Here is a 19,207-nt window from a genome sequence, read left to right as displayed (position 1 = left end):
GCGATACCGGCTTTTAAGAATTACACGACGTACACGTTTATTATCGTTGTATACGCCTTTTCCTTCGCATGTAGCCTCCCACCAGCAGCAGTTGCACTGCCAACAGAGCAAGCCAGCCAACCCCGGCAACGGGTATGGCACGCTGACTGCTCGGTGTCGGTGGCAAGTCGGCCAGCCCGATCGGGTCTGAAATCACCCCGACCGCCGGGTTGGAATCACCCAAGGCGTTATCCGTCAGTACGAACTCTATCATGTGCGCTGCCGTGTCGATGCGGCTGGTTGGCAGTTCGTACCAACTGCTGCCACCGGCAAAGTCTGGTGCCTGCGGGCCATATTTGCGAATCGCCTGATTACCCGAGAAGTCAGCACCTGGCAGGTACAATCTCACAGTTGACTGAGCACAGCTGATACTGAAGCTTGCCATCCCTTCAGGGAACGACACACCGGGCTGCACCGTTCCGATACTCGCGGCTGTCACCATTTCAAAGCTGTTGATTGTGCACTGCGGATCAACTTCAAGCCCTACCGGTCTGCCGGTAAGCGGGCTGATCGTGCTGGCAATAAAGCTTTGCACTGCATCAGCGGTACCGTCCCCGTTGAGGTCACCCGCCTGTTGCTCGGTGGTGGTATCGAACGGGTCGTTATCCGGGTTTGGCTCATCCAGGTTACGCTGCTCGGAAATATCACTGATACCTCCAACCTCCAGCACCTCAAGTATGGCTCCCGTGTTCAAGGCCACCAGCGAATTACTCGACTCAACGTAACTAAGGTTCTTCTGCAGGATCGTATACAGGCCCGGCGCTGCTGATGGCTTGATCATGATATCAACCGGAATTTGACATTGCTCTCCCGGCGCCAGGCTTATATTCGTTAGCTGTAGGGTCGTGTTTGTACTCACGGGGAAGGTGTTCAGCTGAGAGCCCGAACCACATACATCTACAGCATTGACAGAAACAGCAAACGCATAGGGCGTACTATTGCGAGTAGAAACCTGGTAGGAAAGATTAGTGACAGCCTCGGATGCACTCACGTTCTGCAAATTAAGCGTGACTCTGGCGGGCTGCCCCACCTCCACCGCGCGCGGTTCCACCACCGTGTCGATCATAAGGCCACTTACACGGATAGTTGTATCAACATCCGCACCACTGACTGATATCCCCTCAACCTGAGCCGAAATATTTGTCAGGCCGAACATCACATTCCTGCCGCTGGCTGCAGAAACAGCTGACGCCTGTTGCGTGAAAGTACAACCCTCGCCAGCCCCCAACGAAGGCAAGCTAAAGGTACTCCCGACCTGAGAAAGGCCCGGGCAGGTCTGAGTCAGACTGACAGGATCAATAAAACCGCCACCATTAAAAGTGAACTCGATATCACTGAAATCAGTATACCCATCCAAGTCTTCCGGGTATCCATCGCCATTGAGCACACTGATATTGATGTCAAAGGGTTCGCCCGGGGTAACTGTGGTGCGCGAAGGTGTCATTTGAATGATGGGCGCTTGATTCACAACACGGCCGCTCTCACGCTGCACCTTCACCAAACGCTTAACCCCATTAATTTCACCAAAAGCTTCTTCAACAAGAGCACCTTCAAACACACCCTTGGAGCCAGGAGAAAACGTAATGGTGAACGTGAATTCACAACTCTGACCAGCGGCAAGAGGGGTTGATGTCTCAAATCCAAGAACATCGCCTGCTGCGGCCACATTAAGAATAAACGGAGAACCCGACGAACAGGTGTTGCTGCCAGACTTTACCGTGGCTGATGCAATACCAAAGGTATAAGCATCCTGAAAACTGATGCTGTTCAGTGCGTGTTCACTGCTGGTGTTGGTGAGGGTGTAGGTGACATCCACTTGATCGGAAAACACACTTTCACTCAGCGAGATATCCAACAGCGGTTGGGGAATGACAGGAATGGGGGTAGCGTTTTCCTGACTGAGCACAACGCCACTGCTGCTGTCAGCAGACGCTTGCACGACATTGCTATACTCGCCTTCGGATACCCCTGGGGGTGCTTGCAGCGTAAGGGTAAATTCACAGCTTTCTTCCGGCGCGAGAGAGCCACCGCTTAGGGCAGCAAGCCCACTTCCCGCGTCCCAACCCAGTATTGAGCCAGTACCGCACGCCTGGCTGGCAGGCATGCCGACAACAGCCAGGCCAGATATTGTTGCATCCAGATCATCGGAAAAAGCAATGTTAGTCAACGTGTCGCTGCGACTGTTATTGCTCAAACGGTATGTCACGTCAAACGGCTGGCCGGGCAATACCGAATCAGCAAGTACGGTCTTTTGCAGATTCAACACGCGCGGCTGAACAGACACGACATTGGTCGCGAAGCCGGTAGACCCGGAAGAATAACTGATATTGGATGTTTGCAACTCAATTTCACCAACACCCACCACATCCATTTCGATTGTGACCTCGCAGACACTTGTATCGGTCACAAACATACCAGACAGGGTAAATGCATCTTCCGACAGATTGATGCTAGCGCCACCACATATGCCTGAGCGGACGGGAGCAGTGCCGTTACGTGGTTTTATGCCATCCGGAAATTGATGTGAGAATTGGATGCTGGTGTAGACGCCGCCAGGACCCTGAATGTGATAGGTCATCGAGATCGTGTCGCCCAGCTCAGCTGTGGAAGAACTCACGTCCATCGAGAAACTCATTCGGTTTTCAACAACCGTCAATGTGTCGCCGCTGTTACCGTAGTCACCACTGTTTTGGTCACGCAACACACCACTGGTGGACGTATACAACCCTGCGGTGTCAGATGTAACATTCAGCTTCACCAAACAGCTTTCGCTTGCCGCAACTCGGCCACCGGAAAGCGAAATATTCCCAAGTACATCGTCCACCACAAAGATGCCACCACAGGTATTATCCAATCCCTGTACATCAGAAATACGTAGGCCGGCCGGCAAGCTGGAATCAAAGGCAATATCCCAGGAAGCCTCTGTTGGGGACGTGTTCTGAATTGTGAACGTCAAACTGGTATTGTTGCCCACATCAAGCTCATTGACACCAAACGTCTGACTAAAGGACAGTGCGGCCCAGGATGAAGGCGCGATCAGCAGCAATATCGCCGCGGCTACACCCGAAAATAATGTTTTCATAGCTCACCTCATGAAAGTCAGGTCAGAGTCATTACTGCTGCATGAGGGCTTGTTGCAACGCCTTGATTTCTTCCTGCTGCTGAAGTGTATAAAGAGTCAGCTCTTCGACTTTTTTCAGGAGTTTGACCTGAAATTCCGTCATGTTCAGGCCGCTCTCTCCTACCTCATCCGCCGAAGGGATGTCTGGCAAGTGACGATTTGAAGCGACGAAATCCTGCAATTCTTCCAGGGGCATTAAACGGTATTGTGGGTTGAACACATAATCAGGGAAAGTGGACGCTGGAGTACCTGCCGTGAGCGACCCAGCCAGCCGTACGTTACCGGTTGAATCCACTGTCAGGAGACTCTGGCCATCCAGGGCAATCTGAAGCCCTGATTCATTGGCAGACACATCCCACACCGCCGCCGGAAAACCACCGGTCCCTGACTGCTCAAGCCTCAGCACAGGGGAGTTGGATCGTACAACATGCACAGCGGCATCCGGTTGATCTGTGCCAATCCCAACATCACCGCTTTGGCCAACAAAGAGACTATAGCTGGGCGCGCCCCCCATCATCGTAAAGATTTCACTCGAGTTGGTCAGATCTTCAATTGAAAAGCGATTGCGGCCACCATTAGCCGTATCATTTGCTGTCAGTTGCCAATCGATGTTGGGAAAGCTGGCCGAAGAGCTCGTATCATCGAACGTGATTCGGAGGTTGTTCTCTTTCAGCTGAATCGTCGAATACCCAAACTCTGGCGTACTCGCGCAGTCAGTGCCTACACATTGACTGCCTTGTACAACGGTATCCTGTGGAATGACCTCGACTGCAACTGCTTGAGTTGCAAAAACAAACGCGCCCAGTACAAGGAGTTTTTTATTCATGATCAGTTTTCCCGTGAAATTCTGAACTCAACGACCAGACGGTTCATCCATCCATGGCCACTCTATGCAGTACAATACACATAACATGTTTAAAAAACGAACAAAAAACAACCGCTTTCAATCATTTGTTTAACGCTGGTTACATGCATCAATTCTTATATAAAATCTGTACTGTCGGAGCTGCACATGAACGCTGATTATCGGTGGTACGTGGTCCGGTCAAAGCCCGGACAGACCAAGCGAGCGGTTCAGGAGCTCCAAAACCAGGGCTTTGAAGTATTTTGTCCGAGCATAACAGTTGAGCACATACGCGCGGGCAAGAGAGTCACCTGTGTTGAACCTCTGTTTCCCGGGTACCTTTTCATTGAGCTGTCAGAACTGACCAGTAACTGGCGCCCCATTCGTTCCACACGAGGCGTTGCGCAGATTCTGACTTTCGGTGACAAGCCCGCAGTAGTACCTGATGACGTGGTCGAAAACCTGCGTACACAGGTTCAGGCTCGGAGCGAGCTGCGGCCGCAACAGCCTGTTCGAATTGAAGACGGCCCTCTCAGCCACCTGAACGCTGTATTTCTGGAATATGATGGCGAAAAGCGGGCTTTCCTGTTGCTGGAAATGCTGGGGCGCTGGCAAAAGCTGTCATTACCGCTGGGGACATTCGGGCCAGTGTAAGATCCTAAAGATAGCTGTACACCTGAAGCTTATCGATTGATCAAAGTGCTGGTAGCCACACTTTGGGTTCAATAGTAACTTCACCGTGGTCACCACTGATCCAAACCTGTCCATCCTGAATGGTGCAGTTCAGATGCATGCCGCGCTCAGCCAGCGCGGCGAGTGCATCACTCTGCTCTGGTGGAATACGCAGCACTTCGAGGTTATCAAAACGGCCAATCTGACCCTGCAACCCCGACCACCAGGGGTTTACCGCCTGGTCAGTTCCATACACCAGCAGTAAAACCTGCTTGGATCGGTTACACGCCTTGCGGATACGCTTTTCACTGGGCAAACCGGTATCGATCCACAGTTCGATCTCATCAGAGTAGCTTTTCCGCCACAGATCCGGTTCGTCATCGACACACAGGCCACGGGTGAACTCCAATCGTTCATCGGCGCGCAGCATGAATGCCAACAATCGCACCATCATGCGCAGGTCGGTTTCAGAGGGGTGTCGCGCCAGTGTATGGCTGTAATCGGCATAATGGTGCCGATCCATGTCTGCAATCTGCAGGTGAGCTTTGAATACGGTTGCGTTTTGGGCCATTCCAGCTTAATCCATAAAAAACACAAAGAGTATAGCGCTTATAAAGCCAACCTCAACGTATTTGATCTGCCGAATGGTGTAATTCTATGTTTTCCTTGAAAATATACCCCTTGCCACGAATTGCCTTGATTGGGCTAGCATTAAAACTGTCCAATAACTTTGTGCGCAAACGGCTGATGATTTTTTCCAGTCGACGCTCATCATAAAGCATGAAGTCTTCTCCGAGTGCACGAATCAGGTGTGCACGTGACACATGAGACGGCTGAGATGTGGCCAGCTCTACCAGTAACACTGTTTCAGAAGCCGTCAATTCAAGTACAACTGTATGATGGGGGGAGTACAGCTTTTGCCCAATGACATGTAACTTCCATGCTTTTAGTTCTGCCTTTCGCATCCCCAGGCGACGCAACAGTGCATTCAACTGAGCCAAAAGCTCATCAAATTCAAAGGGCTTGGTAATATATGCATCAGCGCCAATAGATAGGCCGTCAATACGATCTCTTAATTCACTGCGCGCAGTCAGCATGATAATTCCAATTTCATCTTGACGGCTGATTTCTTGAGCCAATTCCATGCCATCCATATCAGGAAGACCCAAATCAAGAATCAATGTATCGTATTTTTTATCAGCATGGGCCTTCTTAAAACCTGCTGCAGTGCGAAATGAATCAGCCTTATAACCTTCATCAACCAGAAGACTATGCAATTCATCCCTAAGAGCATCATTATCTTCAAGAATAGCAATTTGATACTCTTTCATATTCACGCCCTTATCAGCCTAATCATAAACAACAGGTAAAAATAGTGCCATTCCTTCCAGAGTCAACCACCAGATCAGCACCGTGCTCTTCCATTATCTGTTTTGTCACATACAAACCAAGTCCAAGCCCTGGAACAGACGCGCGTTCATCTGCACGAAAGAACTGCTCATACATATGCTTCTTGACATGCTCACTCAAGCCAGGCCCATAGTCCTGAACGCTCCAATATAATCCGTGTTTTCCTTCGCGAACAGTTATATCAACAGGCGATTCAACAGGACTATACTTTAATGCATTATCTATTAAATTCCGCATAACAATATGTATAGCATCCTCTGATACCCGATATGAATTAATCATTTTAGAGGATGGATACCAAAACTTTATTCTTTTTTTATCGTGGTCATCAAAGCTTTTTATAACGCTCCAGGTTAGTTCAATTATGTCATATTCTGTGCCAGCATTCTTACCTGATCGTGCTTTGATGAGGCTCATACCCAAAAGCTCATTCGCTCTTTTAACTGAATCTCGAATACGAGTATAGCGTATACCATTATAGTCGTCTTTTTCTGTACGATCATTTTTCCGGATTAAAGCTTGTGTAGCCGAATCAATAACAGCCAGAGGAGTTCTGATCTCATGGGAGAGCATGGCCAGAAAGGTTTGATCACGCTCTCTCTGCAAACGTTCTGCGGATGCATCACGTGCTGCCAAGGAAGCTTCTCGTTGCGCCTGTTCAACAACCGATTCCGATTTTCGGATTGAGCACATTATGACGAAGTGCAAAGTCAACTGAAAAGAAAAAATCATGACTGGTGGGATAAGAGATTTCAAGCCACTAGCGCCTATAACACCATTAACATACATGGAATTCACGAAAGTGAAAAAACCGAACACAATAAAACCAGAAAACCTGATTTTTTTCTCAGTATCAAATTCCTTCCAACTTGGTAGTACTATGACAGACACTGCGATAGGAAACAGAGCAACAAACCAATTCAAATAGTTCATGACCTCAACAAACCTGCCTGTCAAAGTCATATAGATACCATAACAGCAGTGGAGTATCCCTAACAGAAAGAGCAGGTCCACCAAAGCCCTACCCTTGAAGTAAAAATCAACAAGTCTATAAAAGAACAGAAATGCCATAATGGCAGTAACCATTATTCCAATCTTGAAAACCGTGTTATGATCAGAACTATCAAGATTGGGGAATACTATATAGCCAAGCCCCACTGACAAAAGGATGGTTACAATAATTCCAATTTCATATAGGAAAAAACTAAGAAAAAGAGAGCTTTTTAGCCAAATGCTGTTTATCAAATTAATAATCAGCATCGTAAACAGAACACCAATTAAAGCACCTTCAAGTATTACGTTTAAATCTATAAATTTAATTATTTCAGCCTCAGGAATCATCTTCAAAAGCATTAAAGATGTACTGGTAGTCTTAAGCCGAAAATACAAATCAAAAGTACCGACAGGGAAATCCATTTCTACTATATGATGTCGATTATGCAAATCATGTTTCGGATCAACAACCTGATCACCCGCGACCAAGTGCTCAATTAACTCGCCCTCATGCAAAACAAATATATCAACCTGGTCCAGATATGAGGGTGTGATCGATAACCCCCATACTCTGGATGCCTCTTCAGGCCTTGATATTTTTGTATATCCCCACACAGCGGAACGCATATACCCTTCACTAATGGCGTCACGTGTTGGTATAAATTTTCTCTGGGCGTTTAAAGCAATGGCATCTTCAAGGGTGAGTGACTCTGAAGGATCTTTGTAAACGCTGATTTGCCCTTGGTCAAAAACAATTTTTTCATGGCCCAACGCGACGATCTGTTGGGTATCGGCAACAGCGAACCCCCAATAAAACAGGATAAAAAACAGCACACAGCTTTTTTGTATCAACTGTCTGGCGCGCATTAGAAACCAGACTCTCGAATGGCGATTGCAGCCAGTCGCTCTACATTACTCCACAACCAGCTTCTGGGGCTTCCTTCTAATATCAACACTCCAGGTTCACGAACGTTAACTGTATAAGACGGCTCTTGCTCTGTCAGTCTCAGGCTAACGCGATAGTGAGACTCTTCAGGTATCAACCTTTCTTCGGCCTGGCGTACTGCAATCGGCCCACCTGATAAAGAGCCAAGTTCGGGGAAAGGCAGTGCTGATACTGCGCTGAGGTCTATTTTCTCAATCACAACCGGCAGCGCTCTGCGTTGACCTGTACTGCTTACAAAGATTCCGGTGGTATTCTCGGTTACCAGATCAAGCTCGCGCTCGCTCAAAAAACCTTCTACCTTGAGTTCGGATGACGCCACAATTGTCATCAAATATTGACCTTCCCCAACCCATTGACCAGGTTGAAGTGTATCCATATCCGATATACGCCCCTGGATTGGAGCCATTACCGTCAGCCTCGATTGCCGTGCCTGTAAACGCTGCATTTGCGCCTGCAGCTGTCTTACGCGTTCGCGGTTGATATGTTGCTCAGCTTTATCTTCTACCGAGCTTGCCAACCTGGATAGCCGCAGCTCTGCCAATTGAAGCTCTTCGTGCACCAGCTGCATGCTGTTTTCCAACTCAGGGGCATACAGTTGAAGTAGCACATCCCCTTGATTCGCCTCATGTCCGGGTGCTGTATCAAGTGTCTTTACCTGTGCGGACTCTGGTGCAAATACATAACGGATATTGTCTGATTTTATAACAGCGGGGACAGCAACCTCTGAGGTTACGGGTAGAAGCCCTGCCGCCAGCACCATGACAGGAATACTCCATAACATAATTCTTACTGGCGTGAAGCTGAAGTCTTTCCAGCGTTCTCGCCAAACTTTAAGCTCTTTCACAATGGGCATAGCAATAAACCATATAATCTCCACAACAAATAACAGAATGCCGAGCACCTTGAAAAAGAAGTGATACACCAGCAGTGCTATACCCAGAAAGAGAAAAAATCGATATAGCCATGTAAACCACGCATATAGAATTAGAGTACGTGTTTTGGAAAGAGTAAGGGGCTCTGGCAGTGGATCATTTATCCCCCACAACCACTGGCGCAGTTTCCATCGCCCTAAGGCAAAAGAGCGCTGCTGAAGATTTTCAACTCCGATCAGGTCCGAGAAGGCATAGTAGCCATCGAAGCGTAAGAACGGGCTGATGTTGACCAGTAACGATGTAACCCAACTGGTTGTCGCGACAAAAAAAGCAGCGCTACGCAGGGCACCATCAGGCAATATACCCCATAAGCAGCTGGCAAGCATGGCAAGATAAAGCTCTGTTCTTACCCCCGCCGTAACGATCCTGAGCCGATCTCTGCGGGATCGCAACTTCCACGCATCGGTTGTATCGGTATAAAGTACCGGAAACATGACCAGAAAAGCCACACCCATCGATGCGACCCGACACCCCAGACGACGCGATACAAGTGCATGTCCTAATTCATGTGCACTTTTAACCATCACCAGGGTAATTGCATACAGGAGCATCCCCTCAAAGCTGAAAAAATGCAGAAAAGTACCTGCAAATGTATCCCACTGTCGGATTATGAGGAAAAGTCCGATAACACCCGCCAGCATGACACACTTTTCCATAGCTCCTGAAAGCAGCCATTGGATATGCGGCATGATTTTAGACAAAAAGGGGTCTGGCCGTACCAGTGGTATGCGTATGAAAAGGTAGTTATGCAGCATCCAGTTCCAGATGCTTTTTCTGTTTTGAATTTTCTGGCGATGGAAATAAGCCGATGCCGATTCTGATCGTGCCAGGACAAGGTTGTTGGCAATCAGGAAATCTGCAAATGCACGAATTTCCTCGGGGTCGTAGTGAAGCCCCAGTTCATTCAGTGATGCTGCCATTTCTGTCGGTGTAACGCCTGGCTGCCAATGGCGTATCAACTCCAGAGCAGGCCTTACAAGGCTGAAATAGCGGTTACGCACCCGATCATGCAACAGCCACCTGGGTGCACCATCTTCATCATGCGCACCGGGCATAAGTTTAAGGTTTTGCCTTAATACAGGTAATCGCGCTTCTACCATCCTATCCACTGCCTGAGGCTTGTAAGCGGCCGCCGGAATAAATAGAAGAAAAGGCTTACGCGCTCGCCGTAAATTTTTGCTGTTCCTTTCAGGCCAATACGGGGCAACATTTGATTATCGCCGGTTAAGTCTGCAATCAAACGATAAGCAACTTCTTGGGTTGCGGTCGAGCGGGGCTCATATGCTGCATGACGCAAGACGGCAGACCACGCATGTATCGGGTCATTATCGAGAAACACTTTTATATCAGCTCCCGGCGACAATACGATTGAGTCCTTTACCGGCAGCATGATCTCCAGTTCAATTTGCTCCGGGTCAGCAACCAACATGATGCGTTCGCCAACCTTGACTGGTCTGCCCCGCCATTCCATAGGGTCATCAAGTACGGCAACACCCGCAATTTCAGAACGAATATGCGTTTTTTCCAGCCGATCGCGAGCATGCTCCCATTGCAGAGCCTGCAACTTTACCTGTGCTTCCAGCTCTGCCAGGCGCGCTTTCTGACGCGGATCCATAAAGCCGCTTTGCTGAACCGTTTTCAACTCAGCCTGGGCCAACAGAAATGATTGCCGAGCAATGGATGCCTCGCTGCTTAACTCTCCCTCTTCCAGCTGAGCCAATACATCGCCCTGCTGAATTTCCTGATTGGGCTGTACTTGTATGTACTCAATCACACCATCAAGTGGAGCCGCAACCACATGCGGCCTGGATGGAATGACCTGAACGGGGGCCAGGGTGCTCAAACGTACGGGAATGGCCATCAAGACAGCCAACGCGATTGCAACGCCCATAACAACCTTGCGCTGTTTTAGGCGAGGCCACAGGCGCCGCAGAGGCTGGTGACGCTTGAGTGCAAATATGGCATGTCCGGCACTGTTGCCGATATGTTGGCAAATGCCTTTTTCCATTTCTGACCAGTCCTGCTCACGAAACAGCAGCAAAACACCCGTTGCTTCATTGTCTTTTGCTTCTATCAGCAGGGGTTGCCAAAGCAGATAATCAGGGGCACCAAACTCTTTCCATTCACTGGCAAGATCTGCGTCTACATCTGACCGGCGTACCGTTCTTTGCACGACACCCTGCTCATGCGAAAGAAGCGCTTTATTCAAGCGCTCAATCCAGCTGATAAAGGGCGATGTGTAATCAACGGCAGGAAGGTCAGACACTGCTTCCACTTTAGGCCGCTGGAGTTTTTCATCAATAAGCAAAATTGCCTGTGTGTACGGCACACAGGCATGCGTCTGGTTGACCAGCGTATAAAACAACTGCGCAAGGTCTGATGCCTTGCGCAGTTGTTGCTCCAACCCAAGCAGGGCCGCAACAGTATCGCTCACGAAGTCTCCTTAGACAGACTGTAGTAGCGCCATAAGCCTTGCTCCATACTGATCACGGGCTACCAGTTCGGTTTCCAACTGCTCCGACAAGGGAACAAAGCTGACTTCCGGCTCGACATCAGGCTGCGTTTCTTTCAGTTTTTTCAGCAGCTCTTCCAGATCCAGTTTGAGCTCAAGCACACGAACCTGACCATCCGCACCAATCGCCTGCACGCGGATAATCACTTCTTTCTGACCCACGGGCGCATTGTTGATGGTGACTGTACCCGTGGCAGGATCAAGGCTGATCCAGTCAGGCAGGCGCGTACCATCACCCAACGTGCCACTGTACACCTGGCTTGCGGCGTTGGGGCTTGTATCTTCGATATCAATAACAATCTCGGAATCAGCCGTTTGACTGATACTCGCTACCGCCAGCGACACAACACCGAATGCTTCTTTCTGTGCATCGCTGAAGATCACTTCACCCGAATCGGTAACAACAACATCAACCGAGGCTTTCAGGTTGATTCTGCCATCCGCCGTGCGGGTTTCAGTGACCAAAGCCCCTGTTTCAGACAGTACAATCCTTTCTTCGCCGGTGTCTCCCGATGGCTGTTCCTGTTGTGGTGCACCATTGTCTCCCGCGGTACCTTCTGCCTCACCGGTGCCAGTACCACCTGCCACAAAGCCCTCGGTGTTGCCCTTCATGAACCCGCTGTCACCCGTCGGATCAGAACTGCCTCCATTACTGACAAGACCTGTCGGCATGGAAGTGAAGCCTGTATCGATGGACTGTGTATCGTTTTCTGGTGCAGGTGGCTCAGAGCTATCACCCTTGTCATTGGTGTTACCGTCGTCCGTAATGACAGCCGTTACGGTCAGCTCGAACGTCCGCTGAACAAAAGCACCTTCTGCGTCAGTCGCAGTCAGTATGATGTTAAAGATACCAGACTGCTGCGCTGCACCGCTGATGATGCCCGTCACGCTGTCGTACACAAGACCATCAGGTAAGCCCTGGATCTCAAGGCTGGTCCGCTCTCGACTGAGTGTGCTGTCCTTGTCATCGAAGAGTACGCTGATATCGAGCTGATACTCTTCACCCATCTGAACCGTAGTTTCTTCGCGCGTCAGCTCAACAAAGGTTACTTCAGGTGTATCGTTGGTTCCTACAATCGTAAACGTCAGTTGATCAGAGTGGCTGGCACCTCGCTCGTCTGTCGCAGTGACTGTGTAACTGAACGTGATCCGATCGCCTTCATTGAGGAAGTCCAAATCAAGTGTACCGGCGTCAAACTCCCAGGCAATCTGACCATTATTGGCCGCACCCTTAACACCGGTGCTGAAGGCGCTTGTCAGCTGAGCTGCCAAACCTGCAGGCAGTTCTGCAACTTCCGACCCATCATTGCGTACCCAGACAATATCATTGTTCGCATCATAATTAACGTTGATGAGCACGTTGTTTTTGTCTGCGTCACTAAAGGTCACAGTGCCCGTTTGCGCCAACAACTGGTTCTCGGCATCTGTCGCTTCAATGAAGTCAGCTGCAGAAGACACGTTTACGACAGGCGCATCATTTGTTCCGTGGATGGTAAAGGTCAGGGTGTCGGATGAGGCTCCACCCGATGAGTCAGTAACAGTGATCCTGTAACTGAACCGGATGGTTTCTCCAGCCGCCAGGAAGTCGAGATCAGCCGCCGATACGTTATAGTTCCATGCAACCGAGCCCTGTCCTGCCAGACCCGTTCCCTTGACCGCCAAACCGCTCCAAAGGCGATTGGAAAGCCCTGCGTCAAGCGTACCTCCGCTCCAGGACATATCACGATTACTGCTGCTGTCGATTCTGAGCCGGTCGTTGGTATCAACATCATTGAAGAATACGCTGCCGGATTGGGAGAGGCTCTGCGCACTGGCATCTCCGCTTTCAACAAAGTCAGAGGCTTTCGTAACCTGAATCTCAGGCAGGTCGTTAGTCCCGCGGATCGTGAACAGCAATGTTTGAGAAGTCGCTGTACCGGTCAGGTCTGTCGCAACGATATCGTAGCTGAACGTGATCGTTTCACCTTCTGCCAGGAAATCCAGGCTTACAGCGGAAACATCATAGTTCCAACCGACATTGCCCGGGGCGTTAAGACCCGTACCCGTAACCGACAAGCCATCTTTCAGCTGGGTAGCCAGCGATGATGACAGCGTGCCATGGCTCCAGACCACATCATCTTTAACGTTTGAGCTGATTGCAATCCGGTCATTCGTGTCCGCATCATCAAATGTTACGGTTCCGCTCTGCGTCAACGATTGCGCCGAAGCATCACCGTCTTCGGTGAAGTCTGACGCCTGAGTGACCTGAATGGTCGGAGCATCATTTGTGCCATTAATGACAAAGTTCAGTGTAGTCGTATCGGTCGCGCCCAACGCATCCGTTACGGTGACGTCATAACTGAACGTGATCGTTTCATTTACTGACAGGAAGTCCAGATCCACACCCGACACGCTGAACGTCCAGTCCACACTACCTGGCGCACTCAGATCGGTTCCTGACAAGCTTAACCCGGCCCAAAGAGCACTCGCCAGCCCTGAAGGCAAGGTGCCATCACTCCAGACCATATCGTTATTGCTGCTGGAGAGGACATCAATCAGATCATCGGTATCGACATCATCGAAACGGAGACTGCCGGTTACCAGAATATCCTGTGCAGAACCATCCACAGCTTCATCCGTTTCATCTGCTGTGGGCGTGTCCACTACCGGTGCATCATTGGACCCGCGAATCGTGATCGACAGCACAGCCTGATCAAACAGATCGGTTGAGTCCTTGACGGAGTAGTTGAAGTACTCAGTCAGCGTATCGCCTGATGCCAAAGCCTGCACTGCCGCATTGGTCTCATCAAGGGTATAGGTGTAATTGCCGCTCTCATCCATCACGATTTGGCCGTAGGAGCCGCTGAGCGTGAAGTTGCCCGAATGAGTTGCTTCAACGCCAAACCCTTCCAGGTTACCTGTTCTCAGCGTTGCAATCGTCAGTGTATCGCCACTGTTCTGATCCGAGTCATTGGTCAGCACATTGCCGGATACCGGCGCTGTGGAAGGCGTTGCGTTGTCAACGCCACCGGCTTCGGTAATCTCGTTTGTGTCATTGACCGCAACCGGAGCAACAGCACCCAACTGAATCGCTTTGCCTTCAGACGTTACCGTTTCATTGTTACCCATATCATCCGTGTAGGATGCCTGCACCCTGACTTGATGCCCACCTTCGTTGGCGGTCACCTGATAGGTGCTGTAGGTTGCTCCTGAAATGTTGGTCCAGGTTGAGCCACCATTGGTTGACACCTGCCACTGGTACTGCGGATCTGCATCAGTGAGGCCGTCTGCGTCAGTGAGTGTAGAAGACAGAATGCCGCCAACGGTCTGAGGACCGGAAACGGATATGACACCCGCATCATCAAGGTCAGCCACAGCAATCGCATCTGACACCGGGCTTTCAAAAACGCCACTGTCATCGGTGTAGAACGACTGCACGCGTACCTGTTTGCCCGCTTCGGCTTGTGTCAGCTGCAGTGTCGCGGCCTGCGATTCCGGACGTGCAATATCCTGCCAGGTAGCGCCGTTATCAGATGAAACCTGCCACTGGTAACTCGGTGTACCTGTCAGGCCATTATTATCAGCGGTGGAGGCTGTGAGCGTGTGTCCTTGGGTGGCCGTACCCGTAACAGTGACCACACCGGCATCGTTGGCGCTGTAAGCGGCCACATCCTGGTCATCATTAGCATTAGCATCATTCAGGTAAAGCGTGAAAGATGTTGCTTTAGTGCTGCCACCATCAACTTCAGTGCCTTTGATCACAATGTTGAGATAGGCATAACCACCCGGCGGGTTACCGTTCAAGGTCAGGTTGCCCGTACCGTCCTGAGCCAGTGTCAGGCCGAAGTCGGAAGCCGGTGTTTCATCACCATTCTCATCAACAATCACCGCTTCGTAGTCAATACCATCCACGCGCGGCACGCCGGTATTGGTCTCATAACCGGTTAACACACCGTCAGGGTCGCTAAAGGGTGCCGCAAACGTCAGACCAAGCTGAGTACCAGCGGTTATCGTCTGGTCATCCAACGGCGCCGTTGCCAGTACGATAGGGTCATTCGGGTTGGCAACTTGCAGCGTCAAGGCCAAGGGATCGGACGTTACGGGAGAAACTCCATCATCAACCGTTGCCGTGACGACGATGTCAAGATCGGCAGTACCGTCTGGCGGGTTGCCCGAGAAGGTTCCGGTTGCAGTGTCAAAAATCAGCCAGCTTGGCAGGCTTCCGCCGCCAGTCGGTTCAGCTGCATAGGTAACGGTGCTGTTTGCCGGCGCTTCAATATCAAAAGCATTGGCTGGCAGTGTATAGCTACCCTCACCGGCGCCATCAATGAGCAAACCCGTCACACCTGAGGCGTTTGGAGTTGCAGTAACTGCCGGTGTGCTGTCACCCGAGTTGTAAACTGTCAGCTGGAATTCAGTAGACGCACTGGCCTGGGAGTAACCTAGCTGCTTATCGTCTGTGGCAACAATCCTGATAATCCGATCCTGAATCACACCACTTCCTGACAACTGGCCGTTATTGGCATCAAATACAAGACCTGGCGCTTGACTGCCATCAATAGCGGTTGCAACACCTGTTACCGGATCGATGATAAAGGCGGAATAACTCAACCCATCAGGGCTATCGGTATCTGCAAACGTATCAACCGGAACCTGCAGCGTCCACGGCGCTGCCTGCGCATCAATCGATGCCCAGTTCATCTCATTGACAACAACAGGGGCCTGATTATTGGCCGTGTCAGTCAACGCCAGCGTAAAGGCGCTTGTCGCTTGAGCTGCACCGTCATTGGCACGAATCTCAATGGTCAGATCCTTGTCTGCCCATGTGGCACTAGGATCACCGCTCAGTGTACGCGAGACCGCATCAAAAGTGAGCCAGTCAGTTGCACTGCCGTCAGCCGTGTTAACACCTGTGACCTCATAAGGTGTTACCGGAACGCCATCAACTTCAGTTACCCATGCACTGTACGTTAGCCCTGTACCTTCGGCGTCTGTAAAGGTGTTGGCCGGCACCTGCCAAGTCCAGGTTCCATCACCGGTGAAGCTTTGCCCGGGCAATGCATTCACAAGCAGGGGCGTATCATTCACGCCGTTAAGAGTGATGGTGAAGTCCTGCAGCGCAACCCCACCATCGCCATCACTGACCTTGAACTGGAACGTATCAGTGACAACCTGGCCTTCGCGCAAGGCGTTGATTGCATCCCACTTGTCCGGCGTATAGGTCCAGGTATTGCTGTTGTTGGTATCCAGTACCAGGGTGCCATAGCGACCTGACAGCTCCCAAACACCTGCCGATGTTTCAGTACCACCTCGAATCACCAGTGCCAGTAAAGCTGCATCGGTTTCGATATCACTAACCTGCAACTGGCCTGTCAGTACATCACCTGGCTGAACTGTCAAATCTCCAATGACAGCATCAACATCGCTGGTTTCTGTCAGGCTGGTGCTGTTTTCCGTACTGTCGAAAACAGGAATATCGTTCACCGACGTAACCGATATGGACAGTGTACGTGTCTGCGAACTCAGACCATCTTCAGGGGTTGCCTGAGTGGTATCGTATGTCACGCGGCTGCCATCGGTTGTGCCGGCGCCTTGCCCTGCCCGGGTCTGGTCGACACCTTTCAGGCTCAGGGCATCCGGGGTTCCGTTGTAATCAGCGGCAGGGTTGAAGCGAATACGCGTATCGGCTGCCAGCAAGAGCGCGTCGGTTTCACTCACGGTTCCAATGTCGTGCCAAGTCGAGCTTCCCGCTACCTGGTACTCCCACACACCATCGGTGGCGTCACCCGCGAGCGGATTGGAAGTGATAAACACGCCACCAAGGGTGTCACCGTTATCAACATCCGAGAACAACGAGCCGAACAGCTGGGATACCGTACGCCCGTCGTTGATGGCCTGATCTTCCAGAATGGTCGGCAACTGTGCATCACCTGCCAGTGAAGACGGGTCGTTTACCGGCGTTACGGTCAACGCCATGGTGTCACTTTCGGTCACGCCGTTAATGTTACGTGTTGAAAGCGTAACCGTCTTGGAAGTTGTTGGATTATCTGAGGTGTTTTGGTACATCACCTGAAGCGCCAGGTTCGACAGTACCTCGTCTGTAACAGCGGCCTCTTCTACCCTGATATTGTCGATATACATTGAAGCGCCAGCTGCCGTACCGCCTGTTTTATCAAACGTGCCTGACACAAACACAAAGCTGTAATTGCCATCTGCGGGCACTGATACAAACTCAGTACCGGCGCCACGGGTACCCCAGTCTGCAAACACCAGCTGCGCAGCGCCCGTATCCACATTCATGAGGTAAGCAACAACATGGTAGTCATCGTTGATATTATTGGCTTCCCAATCGAACTGCAGCACCATGCCGGTACTTGCAGCAAAAGAGTCGCTATACGCTGCAGGGCCATGCACCACACCATACCCGGTAGTCGTCAGGCTTGTTTCCTCAAGACGCAGGCGGTTACCACTGATCTGTACAATACCGTTGTCATAGGTGCCATAGGTGGTGCTTGAAGGATGACGGTCATTGTCATCACGGCCAGGTGTTTGGGACGGGTAGTATTGTGAACCCGGCTCAGGAATTACCCAGGTTTTTCCATTGCTGAACGTAATGGTGGTAGATCCCAGGTTCACATGAGAGGTATAGGCGTTCCAACCTTCGTTAAACGGGCGCGAGAAGTCACCGTTGGTAACTGGGTTGGTGCCCGGAATCGTGGCATTGTCAAAATTGATCTGAAGTGCCCGACCACCCTGTCCGTTATGGAAGTTGTCAATTGTGCCAATTTTAAGCAAGGCATTACCGGCCCCCTGGCCGATATAGACAGTGCTGCCCTGCACCGACACCTGGTCTTTAACTGTCGGGCTATTCGAGCTGTTCAGCCGCAGAATATCCTCAACTTGCTTGCCACCGGTCACTTCAAACCGAACATAGCCTGTACCATAGTTGTCGCCATTGCTGAGTGTGACGCCATTCCCCAAGGATATTTCACCTTGCTGTTCGGTATAGGTTTGGTCGGACCAGCCTGCAATGGTCAATATATGGCTGTAACCGTCAACGGCCTGGCTTGTAGTCTCGATTGCACCAGCACTGGCTTCCAGCTCCCAATCACCACCTTGCTCCTGCGCCCCCGTCAGGTCAGTTGAAGCCGCCACATCAGCGTCAGTCAGCTCAGCAATTTGATCAATAAACGCCTGGCCTTCGCTGTCTGCACCGACCGAGCAGCCGTACAGCATCAAGTCACCATCTTCTGAAAGACTTTGCCCAAGCTCAGCAAGCAGTTGCGCGTTGTCACTCAGATTGCTTTCATCAAGCGTAACCGTGCCCAGCTGCAAGGTACCGACATCACCATGGCTGTACAGGTGAATGGCATCAATACCGCTTTCTCCCTGCAGGGTGGCTAGCATTTGCTCCAGACCGTTTTGGTCAGCATCAAGCAAAAAGACTTCGACATCGTCACCAAGCCCTTCAACCAACGCCTGATAGTCTTCTACCCCTTTATCAACAAATGCCACTTCGCGACGATTGCCACTGTCACTCGACGTGGGTGCCGGAGCTGCAAAATGGACACTCTGCTCGGCCGACTCACTGTGTACTGCCTCATCCTGAAACGCTACATCCGTTGTCATTTCAGCCGTCGTTGCGACCGCCGCACCATCAAGGAGGATGCGCGGTTCCAGCGCAGTAATCAGGGGTTTACGACGAAAGCGGACTGGGCTTGAGTTCTGCTTGTTCATGTTTTTATCCCTTCATGGACGG

General features: G+C 50.8%; 9 protein-coding genes. 1 reads left to right on the top strand and 8 read right to left on the bottom strand.

The window, feature by feature from the left end; translation table 11 throughout:
• Positions 1–40: 40 nt before the first annotated feature.
• Both ACAM29_RS00890 and ACAM29_RS00885 read right to left on the bottom strand, forming a co-directional pair.
• Positions 41–3,121: a choice-of-anchor U domain-containing protein gene (locus ACAM29_RS00890; protein WP_369622873.1), complete on the bottom strand. Its 3,081-nt coding sequence runs from the start codon at positions 3,119–3,121 to the stop codon at positions 41–43.
• A gap of 31 nt (positions 3,122–3,152) precedes the next feature.
• Positions 3,153–3,986, bottom strand: a complete 834-nt coding sequence (locus tag ACAM29_RS00885; RefSeq protein WP_369622872.1) for a hypothetical protein — start codon at positions 3,984–3,986, stop codon at positions 3,153–3,155.
• A gap of 186 nt (positions 3,987–4,172) precedes the next feature.
• On the opposite strand from ACAM29_RS00885, the gene rfaH reads away from it, so the two are divergent.
• Positions 4,173–4,658: a transcription/translation regulatory transformer protein RfaH gene (gene rfaH / locus ACAM29_RS00880; RefSeq protein WP_369622871.1), complete on the top strand. Its 486-nt coding sequence runs from the start codon at positions 4,173–4,175 to the stop codon at positions 4,656–4,658.
• Positions 4,659–4,698: 40 nt separating this feature from the next.
• Here the strand turns inward: rfaH and ACAM29_RS00875 are convergent, their stop codons facing one another.
• The 6 genes from ACAM29_RS00875 to ACAM29_RS00850 are packed head-to-tail and all read right to left on the bottom strand — an operon-like array spanning position 4,699 to position 19,185.
• The gene (locus tag ACAM29_RS00875) at positions 4,699–5,247 is read right to left on the bottom strand and encodes a YaeQ family protein (RefSeq protein WP_091824766.1); all 549 of its coding nucleotides are present in this window, start codon (positions 5,245–5,247) and stop codon (positions 4,699–4,701) included.
• 52 nt (positions 5,248–5,299) lie between these two features.
• Positions 5,300–6,007, bottom strand: a complete 708-nt coding sequence (locus tag ACAM29_RS00870) for a response regulator transcription factor (RefSeq protein WP_369622870.1) — start codon at positions 6,005–6,007, stop codon at positions 5,300–5,302.
• A 22-nt stretch (positions 6,008–6,029) separates the two neighbouring features.
• Positions 6,030–7,946 carry a 7TM-DISM domain-containing protein gene (locus ACAM29_RS00865; protein WP_369622869.1) on the bottom strand — a complete coding sequence of 639 codons (1,917 nt, stop codon included), beginning with the start codon at positions 7,944–7,946 and terminating at the stop codon, positions 6,030–6,032.
• The gene (locus ACAM29_RS00860) at positions 7,946–10,057 is read right to left on the bottom strand and encodes an HlyD family efflux transporter periplasmic adaptor subunit (RefSeq protein ID WP_369622868.1); all 2,112 of its coding nucleotides are present in this window, start codon (positions 10,055–10,057) and stop codon (positions 7,946–7,948) included. The genes ACAM29_RS00865 and ACAM29_RS00860 overlap by 1 nt, the downstream gene beginning before the upstream one ends.
• Positions 10,051–11,391, bottom strand: a complete 1,341-nt coding sequence (locus tag ACAM29_RS00855) for an efflux RND transporter periplasmic adaptor subunit (protein WP_369622867.1) — start codon at positions 11,389–11,391, stop codon at positions 10,051–10,053. Before ACAM29_RS00855 ends, ACAM29_RS00860 begins: the two co-directional genes overlap by 7 nt.
• Positions 11,392–11,400: 9 nt before the next feature.
• Positions 11,401–19,185: a DUF4347 domain-containing protein gene (locus ACAM29_RS00850; RefSeq protein ID WP_369622866.1), complete on the bottom strand. Its 7,785-nt coding sequence runs from the start codon at positions 19,183–19,185 to the stop codon at positions 11,401–11,403.
• Positions 19,186–19,207 lie beyond the last annotated feature (22 nt).

The organism is Marinobacterium sp. BA1, from assembly GCF_041155135.1.
GTDB lineage: Bacteria > Pseudomonadota > Gammaproteobacteria > Pseudomonadales > Balneatricaceae > Marinobacterium > Marinobacterium iners.
This window is presented reverse-complemented; position numbering and strand designations above follow the sequence as displayed.

Bases quoted from the DNA above. Each gene is read 5' to 3' on its own strand.
- rfaH (WP_369622871.1), top strand. From the start codon at position 4,173: ATGAACGCTGATTATCGGTGGTACGTGGTCCGGTCAAAGCCCGGACAG.
- ACAM29_RS00890 (WP_369622873.1), bottom strand. From the start codon at position 3,121: ATGAAAACATTATTTTCGGGTGTAGCCGCGGCGATATTGCTGCTGATC.
- ACAM29_RS00860 (WP_369622868.1), bottom strand. From the start codon at position 10,057: ATGGTAGAAGCGCGATTACCTGTATTAAGGCAAAACCTTAAACTTATG.
- ACAM29_RS00885 (WP_369622872.1), bottom strand. From the start codon at position 3,986: ATGAATAAAAAACTCCTTGTACTGGGCGCGTTTGTTTTTGCAACTCAA.
- ACAM29_RS00875 (WP_091824766.1), bottom strand. From the start codon at position 5,247: ATGGCCCAAAACGCAACCGTATTCAAAGCTCACCTGCAGATTGCAGAC.
- ACAM29_RS00870 (WP_369622870.1), bottom strand. From the start codon at position 6,007: ATGAAAGAGTATCAAATTGCTATTCTTGAAGATAATGATGCTCTTAGG.
- ACAM29_RS00865 (WP_369622869.1), bottom strand. From the start codon at position 7,946: ATGCGCGCCAGACAGTTGATACAAAAAAGCTGTGTGCTGTTTTTTATC.
- ACAM29_RS00850 (WP_369622866.1), bottom strand. From the start codon at position 19,185: ATGAACAAGCAGAACTCAAGCCCAGTCCGCTTTCGTCGTAAACCCCTG.